Annotated in this window: 23 protein-coding genes; all 23 read left to right on the plus strand. The window is 35.7% G+C overall.

Translation table 11 applies throughout. The features are described from left to right. The first annotated feature begins 5 nt into the window (after positions 1-5). Positions 6-227, plus strand: a complete 222-nt coding sequence (locus tag C1A05_RS10660; protein WP_102028223.1) for a flagellar FlbD family protein — start codon at positions 6-8, stop codon at positions 225-227. Continuing rightward, positions 220-639 (plus strand): flagellar basal body-associated protein FliL, encoded by a 420-nt coding sequence (gene fliL / locus C1A05_RS10665; RefSeq protein ID WP_102028224.1) that lies wholly within the window; start codon positions 220-222, stop codon positions 637-639. Before C1A05_RS10660 ends, fliL begins: the two co-directional genes overlap by 8 nt. 32 nt (positions 640-671) lie before the next feature. Continuing rightward, positions 672-1,664: a flagellar motor switch protein FliM gene (gene fliM, locus C1A05_RS10670; protein ID WP_102028225.1), complete on the plus strand. Its 993-nt coding sequence runs from the start codon at positions 672-674 to the stop codon at positions 1,662-1,664. Next, positions 1,661-2,815, plus strand: coding sequence for a flagellar motor switch phosphatase FliY (fliY, locus tag C1A05_RS10675; protein WP_102028226.1), 1,155 nt, complete (start codon positions 1,661-1,663; stop codon positions 2,813-2,815). The genes fliM and fliY overlap by 4 nt, the downstream gene beginning before the upstream one ends. A gap of 21 nt (positions 2,816-2,836) precedes the next feature. Then, complete coding sequence (locus C1A05_RS10680; protein WP_102028227.1) at positions 2,837-3,199, plus strand: response regulator; 363 nt, start codon at positions 2,837-2,839, stop codon at positions 3,197-3,199. Between the two features lie 39 nt (positions 3,200-3,238). Further along, on the plus strand, positions 3,239-3,922 hold the full coding sequence (locus C1A05_RS10685) for a flagellar biosynthetic protein FliO (protein ID WP_159462057.1): 684 nt from the start codon (positions 3,239-3,241) through the stop codon (positions 3,920-3,922). Beyond that, positions 3,915-4,580 (plus strand): flagellar type III secretion system pore protein FliP, encoded by a 666-nt coding sequence (fliP, locus tag C1A05_RS10690; RefSeq protein WP_102028229.1) that lies wholly within the window; start codon positions 3,915-3,917, stop codon positions 4,578-4,580. Before C1A05_RS10685 ends, fliP begins: the two co-directional genes overlap by 8 nt. A 24-nt stretch (positions 4,581-4,604) precedes the next feature. Continuing rightward, positions 4,605-4,874, plus strand: coding sequence for a flagellar biosynthesis protein FliQ (gene fliQ / locus C1A05_RS10695; protein ID WP_102028230.1), 270 nt, complete (start codon positions 4,605-4,607; stop codon positions 4,872-4,874). Position 4,875: 1 nt separating this feature from the next. After that, positions 4,876-5,655, plus strand: coding sequence for a flagellar biosynthetic protein FliR (gene fliR / locus C1A05_RS10700; protein ID WP_102028231.1), 780 nt, complete (start codon positions 4,876-4,878; stop codon positions 5,653-5,655). A 1-nt stretch (position 5,656) separates the two neighbouring features. Next, a complete protein-coding gene (flhB, locus tag C1A05_RS10705; RefSeq protein WP_102028232.1) occupies positions 5,657-6,739 on the plus strand; it encodes a flagellar biosynthesis protein FlhB in 1,083 nt (360 codons plus the stop codon). 21 nt (positions 6,740-6,760) lie between these two features. Beyond that, complete coding sequence (gene flhA / locus C1A05_RS10710) at positions 6,761-8,794, plus strand: flagellar biosynthesis protein FlhA (RefSeq protein ID WP_102028233.1); 2,034 nt, start codon at positions 6,761-6,763, stop codon at positions 8,792-8,794. Continuing rightward, positions 8,795-9,955 (plus strand): flagellar biosynthesis protein FlhF, encoded by a 1,161-nt coding sequence (gene flhF / locus C1A05_RS10715; protein ID WP_102028234.1) that lies wholly within the window; start codon positions 8,795-8,797, stop codon positions 9,953-9,955. It abuts the gene before it with no gap. Then, entirely contained in the window at positions 9,948-10,817 is an 870-nt protein-coding gene (locus C1A05_RS10720) for a MinD/ParA family protein (RefSeq protein WP_102028235.1), read from the plus strand. Before flhF ends, C1A05_RS10720 begins: the two co-directional genes overlap by 8 nt. A gap of 3 nt (positions 10,818-10,820) precedes the next feature. Next, on the plus strand, positions 10,821-11,894 hold the full coding sequence (locus C1A05_RS10725; protein ID WP_102028236.1) for a protein-glutamate methylesterase/protein-glutamine glutaminase: 1,074 nt from the start codon (positions 10,821-10,823) through the stop codon (positions 11,892-11,894). A 19-nt stretch (positions 11,895-11,913) separates the two neighbouring features. After that, a complete protein-coding gene (locus C1A05_RS10730; protein WP_102028237.1) occupies positions 11,914-13,962 on the plus strand; it encodes a chemotaxis protein CheA in 2,049 nt (682 codons plus the stop codon). 27 nt (positions 13,963-13,989) lie between these two features. Continuing rightward, positions 13,990-14,460, plus strand: a complete 471-nt coding sequence (locus C1A05_RS10735) for a chemotaxis protein CheW (RefSeq protein ID WP_102028238.1) — start codon at positions 13,990-13,992, stop codon at positions 14,458-14,460. A gap of 4 nt (positions 14,461-14,464) precedes the next feature. After that, complete coding sequence (locus tag C1A05_RS10740; protein WP_102028239.1) at positions 14,465-15,115, plus strand: chemotaxis protein CheC; 651 nt, start codon at positions 14,465-14,467, stop codon at positions 15,113-15,115. Next, on the plus strand, positions 15,099-15,596 hold the full coding sequence (locus C1A05_RS10745) for a chemotaxis protein CheD (protein ID WP_102028240.1): 498 nt from the start codon (positions 15,099-15,101) through the stop codon (positions 15,594-15,596). Before C1A05_RS10740 ends, C1A05_RS10745 begins: the two co-directional genes overlap by 17 nt. An 88-nt stretch (positions 15,597-15,684) precedes the next feature. Then, entirely contained in the window at positions 15,685-16,446 is a 762-nt protein-coding gene (locus tag C1A05_RS10750) for a FliA/WhiG family RNA polymerase sigma factor (RefSeq protein WP_102028241.1), read from the plus strand. A 13-nt stretch (positions 16,447-16,459) separates the two neighbouring features. After that, entirely contained in the window at positions 16,460-16,783 is a 324-nt protein-coding gene (locus C1A05_RS10755; RefSeq protein WP_234998477.1) for a hypothetical protein, read from the plus strand. 11 nt (positions 16,784-16,794) lie between these two features. Next, positions 16,795-17,343 carry a DUF6115 domain-containing protein gene (locus C1A05_RS10760; protein ID WP_102028243.1) on the plus strand — a complete coding sequence of 183 codons (549 nt, stop codon included), beginning with the start codon at positions 16,795-16,797 and terminating at the stop codon, positions 17,341-17,343. A gap of 151 nt (positions 17,344-17,494) precedes the next feature. After that, entirely contained in the window at positions 17,495-18,235 is a 741-nt protein-coding gene (rpsB, locus tag C1A05_RS10765) for a 30S ribosomal protein S2 (RefSeq protein ID WP_102028244.1), read from the plus strand. A gap of 218 nt (positions 18,236-18,453) precedes the next feature. Next, positions 18,454-19,338, plus strand: coding sequence for a translation elongation factor Ts (gene tsf, locus C1A05_RS10770; RefSeq protein WP_102028245.1), 885 nt, complete (start codon positions 18,454-18,456; stop codon positions 19,336-19,338). Positions 19,339-19,360: the final 22 nt, after the last annotated feature.

Genomic DNA, 19,360 nt, shown 5'->3' on the forward strand with positions numbered 1-19,360 from the left:
TAAAAATGATTCAAGTAACGAGATTAAACGGAGAACAATTTACGGTAAACGCATTGTATATTGAAAAAATACAGTCGCTTCCAGATACAACCATAACCTTAACGAATGGCAAACAACTTTTTGTTCGAGAAACCGAAGAAGAAATATCAATCAAATCAATTCAGTTTTATCAAAAGATAGGTTTAATACGGTTTCCTGCCGATATAGGAGGATCTACTGATGAATAAAAAAGTGATTGGTGTCATGATAACTCTTCTACTTGTAATCACCACTGTCGGTGTTACCGTACTTATTTTTATTATGAATAATGATGATAAATCCTCTGCAGAAGGTGAAAAGACAGTAGAAGAAATGATCGAAGATTCCTTCGAAACGGAGCAAATTACAACCGATTTAAAAGATGGAAACTTTGTTCGAATTAAGTTTCGACTTGTGACGGATAATGAAGATACAAAAGAAACATTAGAACAAGACTTTCGACTAAAAAATATCATTATTAAAGAGCTTTCTACTAAAGAAGAGGAAGACTTTAGAGATGGACTAACGAGCTTAGAAGAATCAATCAAAGATAAAGTAAATGACCTCTTAAATGAAGGGGAAGTAACAGATGTTTATACAACGGAGAAGGTCCTTCAATAATAAAGACTTCAACCTATTGGGGGTGAGGAACATTGGCCGAAGAGGTATTATCACAAAATGAAATTGACGCCCTCCTATCTGCACTCTCTTCAGGAGAGATGGATGCAAATGAGTTAAAGAAAGATGATCCAGAGAAAAAGGTTAGAGTTTACGATTTCAAAAGAGCTCTTCGTTTTTCTAAGGATCAAATTAGGGGTCTAACAAGAATACATGAAAACTTTGCAAGAATTTTAACAACGTACTTTTCTACGAGGCTTCGGACATTTGCTAATATTAATGTGGCAACCGTAGACCAACTACCTTATGAGGAATTTATTCGTTCCATACCGAAGCAAACGATTTTAAATGTATTCTCTGTTCCGCCTTTGGATGGACGTTTAATTGTTGAAATTAATCCTAATATTGCATATGCGATGTTAGATCGTGTGTTAGGTGGAAAAGGAACCAATTTCAATAAAATTGAAAACTTAACAGAAATTGAAACGAAAATCATGTCTCAGCTTTTTGAAAAGATGATTGATAATTTACAGGAAGCCTGGAGTTCTTTAGTGGAAATCGAGCCAATATTAGAGGAATTTGAAGTGAATCCACAGTTTTTACAAATGGTTTCACCTAATGAAACAGTGGTAGTAATTTCTTTAAATACAGTAATAGGCGAAACAAGTGGAATGATTAATATTTGTATTCCACATGTTACATTAGAACCGATTATCTCCAAGCTTTCTGTACACTATTGGATGGAAAACAAATCGAATGTAACTTCCGTAGAAGATACAGAAAAAATTTCTAGTCATCTTCAATCGTCTAAAGTTGACGTAAAGGCGATTTTAGGAGAATCTACAATAACTGTAAATGAATTGTTAAACTTAGCTGTTCATGATGTTATTCAATTAGAGCAAAATATAAATGATCCAGTTCCAATCTATGTTTACGATGAACATAAATTTGATGCTCAACTTGGTAAAAGAAAAAATAAAGTGGCAGTACAAATCTTAAATCAAACGGAGAAGGGGGAGGCAGAATGAGTGATCGTGAAATGTTATCCCAAGAAGAAATAGATGCCTTACTAAATGGAGAAGAAGAAGAAGTATTTGCTAAACACTTTGATGAAAATCCCCCAGTAAATGATTTTCTTTCTTCTATGGAACAGGATGCATTAGGGGAAATAGGAAATATATCATTTGGGAATTCGGCAACGGCATTATCCACTTTATTAAACCAGAAAGTTGATATTACTACTCCTAAAGTGAGTGTAGTTGAAAATTCCACTTTAGCTCAAGAGTTTCCAAATCCGCATGTATCAATCAATGTAAAGTATACAGAAGGATTTACTGGTGCAAACCTTTTAATTATGAAAATTCGAGATGCTGCAATCATTGCAGATTTAATGCTGGGTGGAGATGGAACTACTCCAAATGAGGAGATGAATGAAATTTCCTTAAGTGCTGTCCAGGAGGCAATGAATCAAATGATGGGCTCGGCAGCAACGAGTATGTCATCCATCTTTAATAAACGTATCGACATTTCACCACCAAGTACAGAAATTTTAGACGTAAATAATGGAGAAGGTTTAGAGGAGTTTCCTCAAACAGAATCCTTTATTAAGATATCCTTCAACTTAAAAGTTGGTGAATTAATCGATTCGGATATTATGCAACTTTTACCTATTCAATTTGCTAAAGATCTTGTGGAAGAATTATTAAATGTTGGTGAGGTTCAAGAAGTGGAAGCAACTACTCAAGCACCTACTAGTCAAAAACAAAATACACCACAACAGGCTCCTGCAGAAGCACAAGTAAAGCAAGAACAAAAAGTGATTTCGTCAAAGCCTACTAGTGCATATACAGAACCAAATGTTAAGGTCCAACATGCAGAATTGCAAGAATTAGAGTCCGTATCTTTACAACCAAAGGAAAAACAAAACTTAAACATGCTGTTAGATATTCCGTTAAAGGTTTCTGTTGAACTAGGCAGAACGAAAAAAACCATTAAGGATATTTTAGAAATGGGTTCAGGTTCTATTATAGAATTAGATAAATTAGCTGGTGAACCTGTGGATATACATGTCAACGATAAGTTGATTGCCAAGGGAGAAGTAGTCGTTATTGATGAAAACTTTGGTGTACGAGTAACGGATATTATTAGCCAAACAGAAAGAATTAAAAATTTAAATTAGTAACTTAGGGGGAAACTTAAAATGGCAAAACGTGTACTAATCGTAGATGATGCAGCTTTTATGAGAATGATGATCAAGGATATCCTAACAAAGAATGATTTTGAAGTTGTTGGGGAAGCACAGGATGGCAACCAAGCTGTAGAGAAATATCAAGAATTACAACCAGATTTGGTAACACTTGATATCACAATGCCAGATAAAGATGGTATTACAGCATTGAAAGAAATTAAAAGCATGGATCCAAATGCAAATGTCATTATGTGCTCTGCAATGGGTCAACAAGCTATGGTAATTGATGCAATTCAAGCTGGAGCTAGAGACTTTATCGTGAAGCCGTTCCAAGCGGATCGTGTAATTGAAGCAATTAATAAAGCATTAGCTTAATGTTATAGGAAAAGCATCACGTAAAAATGGGGAATGGTTATGAAAAAGTACACACTCACACTATTACAACTTATACTCCTAACATCTGTATTGTTTTTTGTTACGGATACCGTATATGCAACGAATAATAGTGTTAGTGATTTATTCGATGAGGAAAAGAGTCAAAAAGGCGATGAGGAAACACCTGCTACGGAATCTGAGCCAGAAGACGAACTTCAAGAAGAACTAGCTTCCAATAATGATTCTTTATTATTTGATTTAATCAAAATGTTTTTTATGCTGGGAATCGTATTAGGTCTTATCTATTTTTTGCTGAAGTTTTTACAAAAGCGTAACAAAATGTTCCAGCAAGTTCGGGCAATGGAAAATCTAGGTGGTATTTCACTTGGATCAAATAAGTCCATTCAAATGGTGAAAATAGGTTCCAAAGTTTACGTTATCGGTGTTGGGAATGACGTAAATATGCTAACCGAAATAGATGACCCTAAATTTATCGAGGAATTAGAAAATAAAGAGCAAAATCCGTCGCAACTGAATGCATCGTTTCAATCGTTATTTCAGCAATTACGAAATAATAAAGGAAAACAGCCGAACAAGCAAAATGAGTCAACCATTCATTCCTTTAAGCAATTATTTAATGATGAGTTGAAAACGATGAAACAGGAAAGGAAAAACATCATTAATCATAACAATCCAGAAAGAAAAGGGGATCAAAATGAATGAGTTTGTAGATCTATATTCCAACTTTGATCCCAATAATGTTTCTACATCAATACGGTTGTTATTATTATTAACAGTTCTTGCATTAGCTCCAAGTATTTTGATTTTAATGACGAGCTTTACAAGAATTGTGATTATTTTATCCTTTACGAGAACATCACTTGCGACACAACAAATGCCACCGAATCAAATATTAATCGGACTGGCATTATTTCTAACGTTTTTCATTATGGCACCAACTTTTCAAGAAATTAATGAGGAAGCCCTACAACCTCTATTTAATGAAGATATTACACTCGATGAAGCATATGACCGGGCTAGCATGCCAATAAAGGAATTCATGGCGGAGCATACAAGGCAAAAGGACCTACAATTATTTATGGGCTATAGTGAAATGCCTGCCCCGGAATCTCTAGAAGATATTCCATTAACGACATTAGTTCCTGCTTTTGCTATAAGTGAGTTGAAAACAGCCTTTCAAATGGGGTTTATGATTTTTATCCCGTTTTTAATTATCGATATGGCAGTAGCAAGTATTTTAATGTCTATGGGGATGATGATGTTACCACCAGTAATGATTTCACTGCCGTTTAAAATATTGTTATTTGTTTTAGTAGATGGATGGTATTTAATTACACATTCTTTATTGCAAAGTTTTTAACGTTTTGGAAGGGAGCACGACACCTTGAGTAGTGAATTTGTTATTGCATTAGCAGAACGTGGTGTTTATACATTATTAATTGTTACTGGTCCAATACTTTTATTAGCATTAGTTGTTGGTCTTATTGTAAGTATTTTTCAGGCAACCACTCAAATACAGGAACAAACGCTTGCTTTTATTCCAAAAATCATTGCTGTGTTTTTAGGCATCGTTTTCTTTGGCCCATGGATGCTCGTTCAAGTCGTTGATTTCACTGCGAATATTTTTAACAGTCTTCACCAAGTGATCAGTTAATATGTTTGATGTATTTGAATTGACAAGGCTTCCGGGGTTTTTGCTTATTTTTGCTAGAGTGATTGGATTTTTTGTAACTTTGCCTTTGTTCTCATATCGAAATATACCTATTCCTCATAAATTAGGTTTTGCATTATATTTAAGTTGGGTTATGTTTTTCACAATAGATATTCCAATAATGGAATTTGATTCAAATTATGTGATTTTACTTCTAAAAGAAGTAATGGTTGGGTTATTGGTTGGCTTTATTGCATTTTTGGTGTTGGCAGCTATTCAAATAGCAGGTGGATTTATTGATTTCCAGATGGGATTTGCAATTGCGAATGTAGTGGATCCCCAGACTGGTGCACAAAGTCCATTAACAGGTCAATTTTTGTATACGGTAACCTTATTATTTTTAATAACAGTTGATGCACATCATATGTTGTTGGATGGAATTTTTTACAGCTATGAATTTATCGCAATAGATTCTATGATATCTCTTGGGACAGAATCTATTCCTGAGTTTGTTATTCAAACATTTAGCCAAATGTTTCTAATTGCCTTTCAAATGGCAATTCCAATCGTTGGTTGTCTATTTTTAGTTGATGTTGCTTTAGGAATTGTTGCAAGAGCTGTACCACAAGTGAACGTGTTCGTTGTGGGACTACCATTAAAGATTTTTGTCAGTTTTGTAGTTCTTGCTTTTTCATTAGGTATCTATACGGTTTTGATTCGAAAGCTTTTCGAATTCATGATTTTTGCCATGCGAGATTTAATGGCACTACTCGGAGGTGCTTAAGATGAAGCAACTGTCATTAAATCTTCAGTTCTTTGCGGGGGAAAAGACAGAAAAAGCAACACCCAAGAAACGTAAAGATACGAGAAAAAAAGGGCAAGTTGCCAAGAGTCAAGATGTAAATACAGCCGTCTTATTATTTTTTGTTTTTCTTTCGTTTTTATTTATTGGTGGCTATTTACTGAATATCTTTTTAGATGTGTATAAAACTGGCTTTACGGAGTTTATTCATTGGGATTTAACGGTGGAAAACCTAGAAACCGTAATGCTGCATGCTACATTAGAGGGGGCAAAGGCACTCGCTCCAGTAATGGGTATTGCTGTAGTAGCAGGGATATTATCCAACTACTTACAAATTGGTTTTCTATTTTCAGGAGAACCATTAAAATTTGATTTAAAAAAGATCGATCCGATTAAAGGCGCCAAAAAGATTTTTTCTATTAGAGCAATAGTGGAATTATTAAAGTCGATGTTAAAAATCGTTGTGGTAAGTGCTGTAACCTTTTTTATCTTATGGATAAACAAGGATGAAATGATGATGCTGTCGTTAAAAGATGTTAGTGAATCGTTATCTTTTTTTGGACAAGTTACAGTGACAATGGGGCTTTCTGCTTCCATAGCGCTTTTAGCAATTGCGGTTTTTGACTATTTATATCAGCGGTATGACTATGAAAAAAATATCCGAATGTCGAAACAGGATATTCGGGATGAATATAAAAATATGGAAGGTGACCCGCAAATTAGGGCGAAAATTAAAGAAAAGCAACGGCAAATGGCGATGCAACGTATGATGAGCGAGGTGCCAAAAGCCGATGTTATTATTACAAACCCTACTCACTATTCCATAGCTATTAAATATAGTGAAGATAAATTTGATGCACCATATGTTGTCGCAAAAGGTGTGGACTATATTGCATTTCGAATCCGTGAAATTGCCAAGCATCATAATATTATGATGGTAGAAAATCGGCCGTTAGCAAGAGGTCTCTATGACAAAGTAGAGATTGGAGAAGTAATCCATGAGGAATTTTATCAAGCTGTCGCAGAAGTGTTAGCATATGTATATCGCATGGAAAACAAGGCTTAATTAGTTAGGAGAGAAGAACTCATGCAGCTAAGAGATTTATCAGTTGTTTTTGGAGTCATTTTAATCATTATTATGCTTGTCATCCCTTTGCCAGGATGGCTATTAAGCTTTTTAATTTTAATCAATATATCCCTTGCACTTATTGTAATCTTAGTCGCTATGAATACAACGGAAGCACTAGAGTTTTCTATTTTCCCGACTCTCCTATTAATCTTAACTTTGTTTCGTTTAGCATTAAACGTTTCCACAACAAGATCCATCCTCTCTGAAGGGGAAGCAGGTGGAGTAGTTGAAACGTTTGGAACATTTGTAATAGGTGGGAATGCTTTAGTCGGTTTCGTTGTTTTTTTAATTCTTATTCTTATACAGTTCTTAGTTATTACAAAAGGTTCTGAACGTGTATCTGAGGTTGCTGCGAGATTTACATTGGATGCAATGCCTGGTAAGCAAATGGCAATCGATGCGGATTTGAACGCTGGTTTAATTTCCGAAACACAGGCAAAAGATCGCCGGGAAAAAATCTCAAGAGAAGCAGACTTTTATGGAGCCATGGATGGTGCTAGTAAGTTTGTGAAAGGGGATGCCATTGCTGGGATTGTCATTGTTTTAATAAATATTATTTTCGGTCTTATTATTGGTATGGTTCAAATGGGCTTACCTTTTGGGGAAGCGGTCGATAAGTTTATGCGTCTTACGGTTGGTGATGGACTCGTTTCCCAAATACCTGCATTGTTAATTTCAACAGCTACAGGTATTGTGGTTACGCGTGCAGCCTCAGATGGAAACTTAGGTCACGACATAACTGGCCAATTATTTCGTTTTCCTATATTGCTTTATATTGCTGCTGGTACGATTTTCTTATTGGGTTTAACACCAATCAGTATGCTTGTAACAACTTTAATCGCTGCACCATTAGCGTTTTTAGCTTACCAACTAAGTAAGGCGGAGAAGGTACGACAAATAGAACCTGAAGCACCTGTAGAAGAAGAGATTGCTACTAGTGATTTAACCTCACCAGAAAATGTTGTTCAAATGCTAAGCATGGATCCAATTGAATTTGAATTTGGGTATGCTTTAATACCACTTGCAGATACAAATCAAGGCGGAGACTTACTAGACAGAATTGTTATGATCAGGCGTCAGTTAGCATTAGAGCTTGGAATTATTATTCCTGTCGTTCGTATACGTGATAATATTCAGTTAAATCCGAATGAATATAGCCTTAAAATAAAAGGAAATGAAGTGGCAAAAGGTGAGGTATATATTGATCACTTCTTAGGGATGAGCCCGGATGTGGAAAACGATGAAATTGATGGTATACAAACGGTTGAACCTGCTTTCGGTATGCCTGCCAAGTGGATATCCGAGGACTTAAAAGACGAAGCAGAAATGCTTGGATATACGGTAGTCGATCCACCATCGGTAATCTCAACTCATATTACAGAGGTAATCAAAAAACATGCCTTTGTCTTGTTAGGACGTCAAGAAACAAAGCAGTTGGTTGATCACTTAAAAGAGTCGTATCCAATTCTTGTGGAAGAGGTTACACCAGAGCCACTTGCTATTGGAGATGTACAAAAGGTGCTAGCGAAATTGTTACGTGAACAGGTCTCAATTCGAAATTTACCTGTTATATTTGAAACATTAGCAGATTTTGGAAAAATGACGAATGATACGGAATTATTAGGGGAGTATGTAAGACAATCCTTATCTTCACAAATTACGAAACAATATGTAAATGAGCAAAATATCGTTCAAGTCATAACAGTATCTGGTCAAATTGAAAAAATAATTGCAGACCATGTCCAACAAACGGAACACGGAAGCTATTTATCATTAGACCCAGAATCACAACAAAAAATTATACAAGCTGTAAATCAACAAATTGAACAATTATCATTACAAGCAGTGGTACCTATTATATTGTGCTCACCAGCCATTCGAATGTATGTTAAGCAACTAGTTGAGCGCTATTTACCACAGGTTGTTGTCTTATCCTATAATGAGTTAGAACCGAATGTTGAGGTTCAAAGCGTAGGGGTGGTGAAACTATAAATGAAGGTAAAAAAATATACAGCCCCATCAATGCCTGAGGCAATGATGCAAATAAGAAAAGAACTCGGAAAAGATGCCGTTATTTTAAATTCGAAGGTGATTAAGCCAAAAGGACTTCTAGGACTATTTAAAAAAAGTAGTATTGAAGTTATAGCTGCTACCGATCCAGATCCACAGCAAGCTAGAATGCCGAAAAATGATACGTTTAAAGGTTCGAATAAAGGAAAAGTGGATCAGCCGTTTATGAAAGAACGAAAAAAAGTTGAGGCTTTGCCCGCAGATCAGACAATTCTTGATGAATTAAAAAAACTAACCACAGTAATAGCTACGCAACAAAGTAGCGGAGGGAATCAAAAACATTATCCGGATGCCTTACAAAAGATTTATGATTTCCTCCTTAATCAAGAAATCGAACCGTTGTTTGTAAATCAGATAATGGAAGAAGTATTAGAAAAATTTTATGAGCGCAAAAAGCAAGTAAACCAAAAAGAGCTATTGGAATGGGTAGAGCAGGAATTGACAAAATTCATGCAGCCCTTCTCTTTTGGAGCTGATGGTTTTAAGAAAAAAATGATTTACTTTGTAGGACCAACAGGTGTAGGGAAAACGACAACAATCGCCAAAATTGCAGCAAAAGCAATGCTTGAAAACGGAAAGAAAGTAGCATTAATAACAATGGATACGTATCGGATAGGGGCTATTGACCAATTAAAAACCTATAGTAAAATTATGGATGTACCACTAGAAGTAACCTACAACCTTAAGGATTTTCTGGAGGCTAAGAAAAAATTTGCAGATTTCGACATCATTTTCGTTGATACAGCAGGTCGAAACTATAAGCAAGTCGAATTTATACAACAATTAAGTGAAACCATCGACTATGACAAACAGACCGATGATATGTACTTAGTTGTTTCTGCAACAACGAAATTTAAGGAATTAGAACGCACGTTTCAACAGTTTGAACCGTTTTCGATTAACAAAGTGATTTTTACCAAAATGGATGAAGTATCTGAGAACGGTGTTTTATTTAATATGGTACTAAGATGTAAAGTAGGTATCGCATTTTTAACAAACGGGCAAAACGTGCCTGATGATTTAATGGAAGCTACACCAGAGAAAGTGACCTCTATGATAGTGGGTGAATGGAATAATGAATGATCAAGCCCAGCGCTTACGAGACCTATTAAATCAAAAGAAAAATGTGAAGGAAGCTAGGACAATTGCCGTATTAAGTGGTAAAGGTGGAGTTGGTAAATCGAACTTTGCGCTAAATTTCGGGATAGGTCTTGCCAAGCATCAGAAAAAAGTAATACTCTTTGATTTAGACTTTGGAATGGGAAATATCGATGTGTTAATGGGATTGGCTCCAAAGAAGACAATCGTGAACATGTTTAATGAATCATTATCTCTTTCTGAAATTATTGAAACCGGTCCATATTCATTATCTTATGTGGCTGCAGGTTCAGGACTTTCCGATCTCTTTGAAATGAATGATTTGCATTTTGAATACTTTGTTAATCAACTAAGAGAAGTGGCGTATCAATATGACTACATTATTTTTGATTTAGGGGCAGGTTTGCAAAGACAGCACGTACATTTTGCTTTGGCAGCACATGAATGTGTAGTAGTAACCACAACAGAGCCTACATCTATAACAGATGCTTATTCCGTATTAAAGCACTTATATAGCGAGCGGGAAAACATTTCCTTACAACTGCTTGTGAATCGAGCCGTAAGTGAAAAAGAAGGCAAGCAAACGTTGCAGCGTTTAACAAAAGTAGTGAAGCAATTTTTATCAAAGGATATAAACTCGCTTGGTTTTGTCTATGATGACCGTTCTGTTATCGATGCGGTTAAAGAACAGACTCCTTTTTTGTTAAAGAATGAAAAATCCTTAGCAAGCAGAAGCTTAACGGCTATTATTGACTCCTATTTAGAACCAACGAGTACTGAAATGAACAGGCCAAGCCATTCATTTGTCACCAAGCTGAAAATGTTGTTTTCGAGAAAGGTAGAGTAACGAATGCAGACAAAAGTGCTAGTAGTGGATGATTCAGCATTTATGCGAAAAATGATTACGGAAATCCTTGAGTCAGATTCTGCCCTTACAGTGGTCGGTACAGCACGTAATGGGCAGGATGGCTTGGAAAAGGCGAATGCTTTATTACCAGACGTCATAACTCTCGATGTTGAAATGCCTGTCATGAATGGGTTAGAAACACTAGAAGCAATTATGCAATCAAGACCTACACCTGTTTTAATGTTATCTAGTATCACCCAAGAAGGAGCAGAAAGTACGATTAAGGCATTGAGTCTAGGTGCTGTTGACTTTATTCCTAAACCATCTGGTCCTATTTCATTAGATATCGAGAATATTAAGCAAGAAATGATTGAAAAAGTGAAGCATGCAGCCAATGCCAATATAAATATCGTTGCCAAAGATGAGAAAAAGGCTGATTCTTCAAAGGATGTTATCGTAAACAAGAGGATTTTTTATCCACCAAAACCGAATTACGATCAAAGAAAAAAAATCGTCGCAATCGGGGTTTCAACAGGTGGACCAAGAGCACTACAAAGGGTATTAACAAAGCTACCAAGTCCATTTCCCGCGCCAATTGTAATTGTTCAACATATGCCTCAAGGCTTTACCAAGTCTTTAGCTGAGCGATTGAATAAATTGTCAAAAATCCATGTAAAGGAAGCAGAGCATGGGGAGATTTTGCAAAATGGGACGGCTTACATAGCGCCTGGGAATTATCATTTAACCTTAAAAAAAGTAGGTACAGCAGTAACCGTATTTTTAGATCAAGAAAAACCAATTGGTGGCCACCGACCATCTGTTGATTATTTGTTCGAATCTCTCATCCCACTTTCCAATTATCAGAAGACAATCGTTGTACTGACAGGGATGGGTTCAGACGGGACAAAAGGATTAAGTAAAGTAAAAGTGGCAGACCCACAATCGCAAATTTTAGCAGAATCGGAAGAATCAGCTATTGTTTTTGGTATGCCAAAATCAGCAATTCAAACAACATTTGTTAATCATGTTTTACATATCGAAAAAATGAGTGAAGTACTGACTCAGTTAACGGTTTGAGACTCAAGGGGGAATTGGAATGGATATGAATCAATATTTAGAAGTATTTATTGACGAAAGTAATGAACATTTGCAAAATATCAACGACAACTTATTACAATTAGAAAAAGACCCAGCTAATTTACAAATCGTTGCAGAAATTTTCCGCTCTGCTCATACACTTAAAGGAATGTCTGCAACTATGGGGTATAGTGATTTAGCGGAACTAACACACAAAATGGAAAATGTGTTAGATGAAGTACGGAATGAAAATATTAAAGTAACAACGAGCATGCTTGATGTTGTATTCGAAGCAGTTGAGCACTTAGAAACGATTGTGGAGGATGTTTCTCAAGGTGGTAGTGGTAAAAAAGACGTAATTGGTGTTGTGGAAAAATTAAAACAAATTAGTAATGGCGAGGAAATAACCGAGTCAACCACTCCAAACCAAGCAGAGCCACAAACGGAAAGTGTAAACGATAATTCGAATCATAACACACCATTTATGGAACTTGATGAATTTGAGCAAACGGTGTTAACGGAGTCTACAGAACAAGGTTTTAAACCTTTATCCATACATATCGAGCTAAGAGAAGACTGCTTGCTTAAGGCGGCACGTGTTTATATGGTGTTTGATGTGCTCGAAAAAATCGGAGAGGTTATGAAAGCATATCCTAGTGTGGACGACCTAGAAGCGGAAAACTTCGAAAATGATTTTCATATTTTATTTGTTACAAAGGAAGATAATAATGATGTAGAGCGCCGTATACTAAAAGTTTCTGAAATCGATAAAGTCCATATACAACCATTTACATTACAGAAGAATCAAACGGAGCAACGTCCTAGTCAAGTACAAGAAAATCAAGCTGAAAAAGCGCCAGAACAAGAAGCTACTCCGTCTAATCAGGAGAAAAAAGAACAGCAATCTACTCAACATACATCTAAAACAATTCGTGTTAATATAAATCGATTGGATGATTTACTTAATTTATTTGAAGAATTGGTAATTGATAGGGGTAGATTAGAGCAAATTGCACAAGAATCAAGTAACAAAGAATTAAAAGAGACAGTAGAGAGAATGACTCGTGTTTCAGGTGAATTGCAAACCATTATTTTAAATATGCGAATGGTTCCGATTGAACAGGTATTTAACCGATTCCCTAGAATGGTAAGACAGCTTTCTCGTGATTTAGGGAAAAAAGTGAATCTCCAAATTATTGGTGCGGAGACAGAATTGGATCGTACGGTGATTGATGAGATTGGAGATCCTCTTGTTCATTTAATACGAAATGGATTAGATCACGGAATCGAAACACCAGAAGAACGATTGAAAAGCGGAAAGCCTGAGGAAGGTCAATTAATTCTAAAGGCATATCATAGTGGAAATCATGTATTTGTAGAAATACAGGATGATGGTAAAGGAATTAATCGAGAAAAAGTTCTAGAAAAAGCAATCTCTAAAGGCTTAATCTCAAAAGAAGAAGGCCAAAAGCTTGATAATAGACAAGTAAATGAACTTATCATGCAAAGTGGCTTCTCTACTGCAGATACCATTTCTGACATTTCTGGACGTGGAGTCGGCCTAGATGTTGTAAAAAATAAGATTGAGTCTTTAGGTGGTGCTATCTCCATTGAATCCGAACAAGGAAAAGGTTCCTTATTCTCTATACAACTACCGTTAACATTATCAATTATTTCTAGTATGCTCGTACAGATTGAAAAAGAAACCTTTGCTATTCCGCTCTCTTCAATTATTGAAACAGCAATTTTCAAACGAGAAGAAATTTTGTATGCACATGGTAAAGAAGTAATCGATTTTAGAGGAAAAGTTGTACCACTTATAAATTTGAAGCATTTATTTAAAGTTCCTTCAGTTGATAGCCTAGAAGATGATCTATATTCAGTTGTTATCGTTCGAAAGGGCAATAAAATGGCAGGATTAATTGTGGATTCATTTATTGGTCAACAAGAAATTGTTTTAAAATCACTTGGAGATTATTTATCAGATGTTTTTGCCATTTCAGGAGCTTCCATTTTAGGTAATGGAGAAGTTGCGCTAATCATTGATACAAATGCTTTAATAAAATAAACAACTTAATATTTGGGAGGAATAGAGATGACTATAGAGACACAGGATTTAAAAGTAATTGTTTTTCAATTAAAAAACGAAGAGTATGGAATTCCTATTGAATATGTTGGATCTATTGAAAGAATGATGGATATTACACGAGTACCGGGTACAGCATCCTTTGTGAAAGGTGTCATTAATTTGCGTGGTGTAATCACACCAATTATTGATCTTAGAGAACGCTTTGGTGTTGAAGAAATGGAGTACAATGAGTCCACAAGGATTATTATTGTTACAATCGACGATAAAGAAGTAGGAATTGTCGTAGATAGCGCAAATGATGTAATCGATATAAATCGAGGGCTAATTGAACCACCACCAGAAGTTATTGGATCCATTGACGTAGATTATATTGAAGGTGTGGCAAAATTAGAGAATAGATTATTGATTCTGTTAAAAATTGATAAAGTTTTAACTACAGAAGAGTTAAAGGAATTGAATAAGGTGGAGAGGGATTAATGTAATGAAAACATATCCATTTCGCTTAACCAATTTCCACTTAGATATTTTAAAAGAAATTGGCAATATTGGAGCGGGGAATGCGGCAACCTCCTTGTCCAAAATTTTAAACCGTACGATAAATATGAATGTTCCAGATGTTCAAATCATGTCGTTTGACGACATGATGGAGCGTCTTGGAGGACACGAAAAAGAAATAGCTTCTGTATTTATTCGTATAGAAGGGGATGCACCAGGTAGTATTTTCTTCGTGTTAACTCCTGAGGAAGCATCGATGTTTATATCTGATATGATTGGTGTAGAGGATAACCATCTACAAGCCCCACCTTATAACGATTTAGCAATTTCCGCCTACATGGAGCTCGGAAATATCGTGTCCGGTAGTTATTTAAGCGCATTGTCCGATTTTACCAATCTAAATATGCAGCCGTCTGTCCCCTCTGTTTCCATTGATATGGTTGGAGCAATATTAACATTTGGTTTAATGGAGCTATCAAATATTTCAGATCAAGTAATTTTAATTGATACAAAATTAACAGATGAGTTGGATAAATATAGTGATATTACTGGGCGATTTTTTCTTCTGTTAGATCCAGATTCATTTGATAAAATATTTGATTCGTTAGGTATAGCAGAAGATGATCAAAATAGATGATATCGTAAAAGTAGGTATTGCGGATTTAAATGTAGTACAGGCACCACAAAAAATAAGAACATCTGGTTTGGGATCTTGTGTTGGTGTCGTAATATTTGATGTATCAATGAAAATTGCTGGATTAGCTCATGTAATGCTGCCTGATTCCAACATGTTTAGAGGGGAACAGTTGAATCGAGCAAAATATGCTGATACCGCTGTACCAGATCTTGTAGAAGCGGTATTACAGCTAGGTGGTAGAAAATATGCTTTGAAGGCCAAAATGGCTGGAGGGGCACAAATGTTTCAATTTACAAGTGGTAATGATATGATGCGAATTGGAAATAGAAATATAGAAGAAGTGAAAAACCAGTTAGACTTACTTCATATACCCATTGTAGCTGAAGATGTTGGCGGTCAAAACGGAAGAACAATTGAATTTGATCCGTCAACTGGGCTGCTACATATCCGGACAGTCAACCAGGGTACAAAAGAAATTTAAAAGAATAATTGAGCGTGACAAATTAAAACCTATCCTTATAACGCTAATTACCGTTATCTTGTAAATATCATTATTGGGAGGTTACATAATGCAACAAGCTGCTCCCCCATTCCAGACATTGTGGCAAAAGTGGCAAAAAAATAAGGATGAACAAGCCGGGAATGAACTGGTTAGCTTATACATGCCGTTAGTGGATTATCAAGTTAGAAGAATCTCATCCCATTTACCGAAGAATGTTAGCAAGCAAGAAATTACCAGCTTGGCTTTAATGGGGTTAGTAGATGCTTTGGAAAAATTCGATGTCAACCGCGACCTAAAATTTGATACATATGCTTCTTTTCGAATTCGTGGAGCTATTATTGACGGATTACGTAAAGAAGATTGGTTGCCCAGAACGGTTAGGGAAAAGGCAAAACAAATTGAAAGTATTTCTCGCAAATTAGAACAACGATATAACCGAACCCCAACATCAAAAGAAATCGCGCTAGAAGGAAATATGACTGCTGATGAAGTAGAAGAAATAATGAAGGATAGCTTATTTGCGAATGTACTATCCATCGAAGAAAAGAACAAGGACGATCAAGAGAAAAAAGAAGGAATCGGATACAGTATTCCTGACAATCGCACCCCTTCACCAGAAGGAAATGTTTTGTATAAAGAAAAGGTTAAAGAACTTACAACAGCAATCCAAAACTTAAATGAAAAGGAACAACTAGTTGTTAGCCTTTTTTATCAAGAAGAGTTAACCTTGACAGAAATTGGGGATGTGATGGGATTATCAACATCACGAATATCTCAAATCCATAGTAAGGCTATTGTGAAACTAAGGGACATTATTTCTAAATTATAAAGCTTAGTAGGTGATGATTTTGAGTTATAGAGCTATTGAAATGCAACTAGCTTTACCTAGAACTCAAGATATTGGCCAACTACAAGATCAAATGCAGCAAAGAGGTCAGATGGTTCAACATCACTTAGCACAAGCAAACTTACAAGAAGAACGTATAAAGCGTCAGAAAGTGCATGAGTTGAACCAAAAAGATGAAGGAAAAATAAAAGATCAAGATGATCAAAATAAGGGGACATTATTAGCCAACCTACAGCATAAGGGGAAACAGGCAAGTAACAATGTACCCTTTTATTATAATCATCCTTATTTAGGAAATAGAATAGATTATAACGGATAAGAAGGAATATTATGACACAATTCTTACTAGTTTTTAGTTTGCTTTTACACGGAATTACATTTTTTATTCTTATTTATTTTTATCGCCATTTTAAAGATCTGCAAAATATGGACAAGATGGAAAAGTCGATACGAGAAGTTGACGACCTTTTTCATTCTTATCTATTAGAGTTAAAAGATGAAAACGAAAAGCTTTTGAATATATTAAGAGAAAATGGTAAAAATGTGAACGTGCACCAGACGGATAATAGAAGCATCCATTCCAACCTATTAACGGATAAAAATATGGAAAAGCTCCGAACGGAAATCGAAAAGACAAATGTTAAACAAGCGGAAATGGATACAAAAACAGAGGAAAGAAAAGAAGAAGTAGAAACGATGCCAGAGGCTTTATACACTCCAGAAAGTATTAATCACCGTGATGTGGTAGAGGAGCCTTCTTTGAAATCTAGTGTTTTAAGCCTTTATCAACAAGGAAAAACGGTCGATGACATTGCCAAACAATTAAATCGTGGTAAAACAGAAATCGAATTAATTATAAAATTTCATACAAAATCGTAATTTTTCTTGATTGAATAGGTACCTTATGATATATTTACTTTTGGTGTAAAACACACACGCATATCGATTCTACAAGTGGTGCTACTCGTTAGTCCTTGTTGAAGATGAGAGTTGCGGAGGATAAAAAACCATATTATTAGGAGGAAATAGAATGTCTGTTATTTCTATGAAACAGCTTTTAGAAGCAGGTGTACATTTTGGACACCAAACTCGCCGTTGGAACCCTAAGATGAAGAAATATATCTTCACAGAGCGTAACGGTATTTATATCATTGACCTTCAAAAAACAGTTAAGAAGGTTGAAGAAGCTTATGAGTACGTGAAGAACGTTGCACTTGATGGTGGTACTGTTCTTTTTGTAGGTACGAAGAAGCAAGCACAAGATACAGTTAAGGAAGAAGCAATTCGTTCCGGTATGTATTATGTGAACCAACGTTGGTTAGGTGGTACATTAACGAACTTTAGTACAATCCGCAAACGTGTTCAACGTTTAAAAGATATTGAACGTATGGAAGAAGACGGTACTTTTGAAGTACTTCCTAAAAAAGAAGTAGTAATGATCAATAAAGAAAAAGATCGTCTTGAAAAATTCCTAGGTGGAATTAAAGACATGGAAAAAATTCCTAATGCACTTTTCGTAATTGATCCACGTAAAGAAAGAATTGCTATTGCAGAAGCACATAAACTAAACATCCCAGTTGTAGCTCTAGTAGATACGAACTGTGACCCAGATGAAGTAGATTATGTAATTCCTGCAAACGATGACGCAATTCGTGCAGTTAAATTACTAACAGGTACAATTGCAGATGCTATTCTTGAAGCTAAGCAAGGTGAAGTAACAGAAGAAGTTGCAGAAAAAGTTCAAGAACCAGTAGCAGAAGCTCAAGAATAAAAATTTTGAAGGTGATAAGAGGGGAAGCCTTTTATCACCTTTTTCTAAAAATAATCATTGAAAAGACTACATATGTAGATAAGTACATGTTAACTTTGTGCATCTACCTCGTATGTTAAAAAGTCCATTGCTATCATCAAGTAAGGACTACATTTAGGATTACTTTGGCTATCGAGGTACATTGCGCAACCGTTTTTCTAAATAAAGGAGGAATTATAATGGCAATTACAGCACAAATGGTAAAAGAACTTCGTGAAAAAACTGGTGCAGGTATGATGGATTGTAAAAAAGCGTTGACAGAAACTGATGGTGATATGGATAAAGCAATCGACTACCTACGTGAAAAAGGTATTGCTAAAGCTGCGAAAAAAGCAGACCGTATTGCTGCAGAAGGATCTACTTATATTGAAGTAGAAGGCAATACTGCTGTACTACTTGAAGTAAACTCTGAAACAGACTTTGTTGCAAAGAATGACCAATTTAAAAACCTATTATCTGTTTTAGGACGTCATCTATTAACACAAAAACCTGCAACTGTTGAAGAAGCTTTACAACAAAAGCTAAACGGTGAAGGGGAAACAGTGGAAGAATACATTTCTTCGAATATCGCAAAAATTGGTGAAAAATTATCTCTACGTCGCTTTACTGTGCTAGAAAAAGGAGATAACGATGCATTTGGTGCATACTTACACATGGGTGGAAGAATTGGCGTGCTTTCTCTATTAGAAGGTACTACGGACGAAGAGCTTGCTAAGGACATAGCTATGCACGTAGCGGCTGTCAATCCTAAATATGTATCCCGTGACCAAGTATCTGAGGAAGAAGTAAATCATGAGCGTGAAGTACTTAAACAACAAGCGTTAAATGAAGGTAAGCCAGAAAACATTGTTGTAAAAATGGTTGAAGGCCGTCTAGGTAAATTCTTTGAAGACATTTGCCTACTTGATCAAAGTTTCGTAAAAGATCCAGATCAAAAAGTTAAAAAAGTAGTGGAAGCTAAAGGAGCTACAGTTAAAACATTCGTTCGTTATGAGGTTGGCGAAGGAATGGAAAAAAGAGAAGAAAACTTTGCTGATGAAGTAATGAACCAAATCAAAAAATAAGGATTAACTAAAAATAGGGGAC

Origin of the sequence: Salirhabdus sp. Marseille-P4669 (assembly GCF_900240405.1) — a bacterium.
GTDB lineage: Bacteria > Bacillota > Bacilli > Bacillales > Alkalibacillaceae > OEQK01.

Bases quoted from the DNA above. Each gene is read 5' to 3' on its own strand.
- fliR (WP_102028231.1), top strand. From the start codon at position 4,876: ATGTTTGATGTATTTGAATTGACAAGGCTTCCGGGGTTTTTGCTTATT.
- C1A05_RS10660 (WP_102028223.1), top strand. From the start codon at position 6: ATGATTCAAGTAACGAGATTAAACGGAGAACAATTTACGGTAAACGCA.
- C1A05_RS10740 (WP_102028239.1), top strand. From the start codon at position 14,465: ATGAAAACATATCCATTTCGCTTAACCAATTTCCACTTAGATATTTTA.
- C1A05_RS10755 (WP_234998477.1), top strand. From the start codon at position 16,460: ATGATTTTGAGTTATAGAGCTATTGAAATGCAACTAGCTTTACCTAGA.
- C1A05_RS10760 (WP_102028243.1), top strand. From the start codon at position 16,795: ATGACACAATTCTTACTAGTTTTTAGTTTGCTTTTACACGGAATTACA.
- tsf (WP_102028245.1), top strand. From the start codon at position 18,454: ATGGCAATTACAGCACAAATGGTAAAAGAACTTCGTGAAAAAACTGGT.
- flhB (WP_102028232.1), top strand. From the start codon at position 5,657: ATGAAGCAACTGTCATTAAATCTTCAGTTCTTTGCGGGGGAAAAGACA.
- C1A05_RS10725 (WP_102028236.1), top strand. From the start codon at position 10,821: ATGCAGACAAAAGTGCTAGTAGTGGATGATTCAGCATTTATGCGAAAA.
- flhF (WP_102028234.1), top strand. From the start codon at position 8,795: ATGAAGGTAAAAAAATATACAGCCCCATCAATGCCTGAGGCAATGATG.
- C1A05_RS10685 (WP_159462057.1), top strand. From the start codon at position 3,239: ATGAAAAAGTACACACTCACACTATTACAACTTATACTCCTAACATCT.
- C1A05_RS10735 (WP_102028238.1), top strand. From the start codon at position 13,990: ATGACTATAGAGACACAGGATTTAAAAGTAATTGTTTTTCAATTAAAA.
- fliP (WP_102028229.1), top strand. From the start codon at position 3,915: ATGAATGAGTTTGTAGATCTATATTCCAACTTTGATCCCAATAATGTT.
- C1A05_RS10745 (WP_102028240.1), top strand. From the start codon at position 15,099: ATGATCAAAATAGATGATATCGTAAAAGTAGGTATTGCGGATTTAAAT.
- C1A05_RS10720 (WP_102028235.1), top strand. From the start codon at position 9,948: ATGAATGATCAAGCCCAGCGCTTACGAGACCTATTAAATCAAAAGAAA.
- C1A05_RS10680 (WP_102028227.1), top strand. From the start codon at position 2,837: ATGGCAAAACGTGTACTAATCGTAGATGATGCAGCTTTTATGAGAATG.
- fliY (WP_102028226.1), top strand. From the start codon at position 1,661: ATGAGTGATCGTGAAATGTTATCCCAAGAAGAAATAGATGCCTTACTA.
- fliL (WP_102028224.1), top strand. From the start codon at position 220: ATGAATAAAAAAGTGATTGGTGTCATGATAACTCTTCTACTTGTAATC.
- rpsB (WP_102028244.1), top strand. From the start codon at position 17,495: ATGTCTGTTATTTCTATGAAACAGCTTTTAGAAGCAGGTGTACATTTT.
- C1A05_RS10750 (WP_102028241.1), top strand. From the start codon at position 15,685: ATGCAACAAGCTGCTCCCCCATTCCAGACATTGTGGCAAAAGTGGCAA.
- flhA (WP_102028233.1), top strand. From the start codon at position 6,761: ATGCAGCTAAGAGATTTATCAGTTGTTTTTGGAGTCATTTTAATCATT.
- C1A05_RS10730 (WP_102028237.1), top strand. From the start codon at position 11,914: ATGGATATGAATCAATATTTAGAAGTATTTATTGACGAAAGTAATGAA.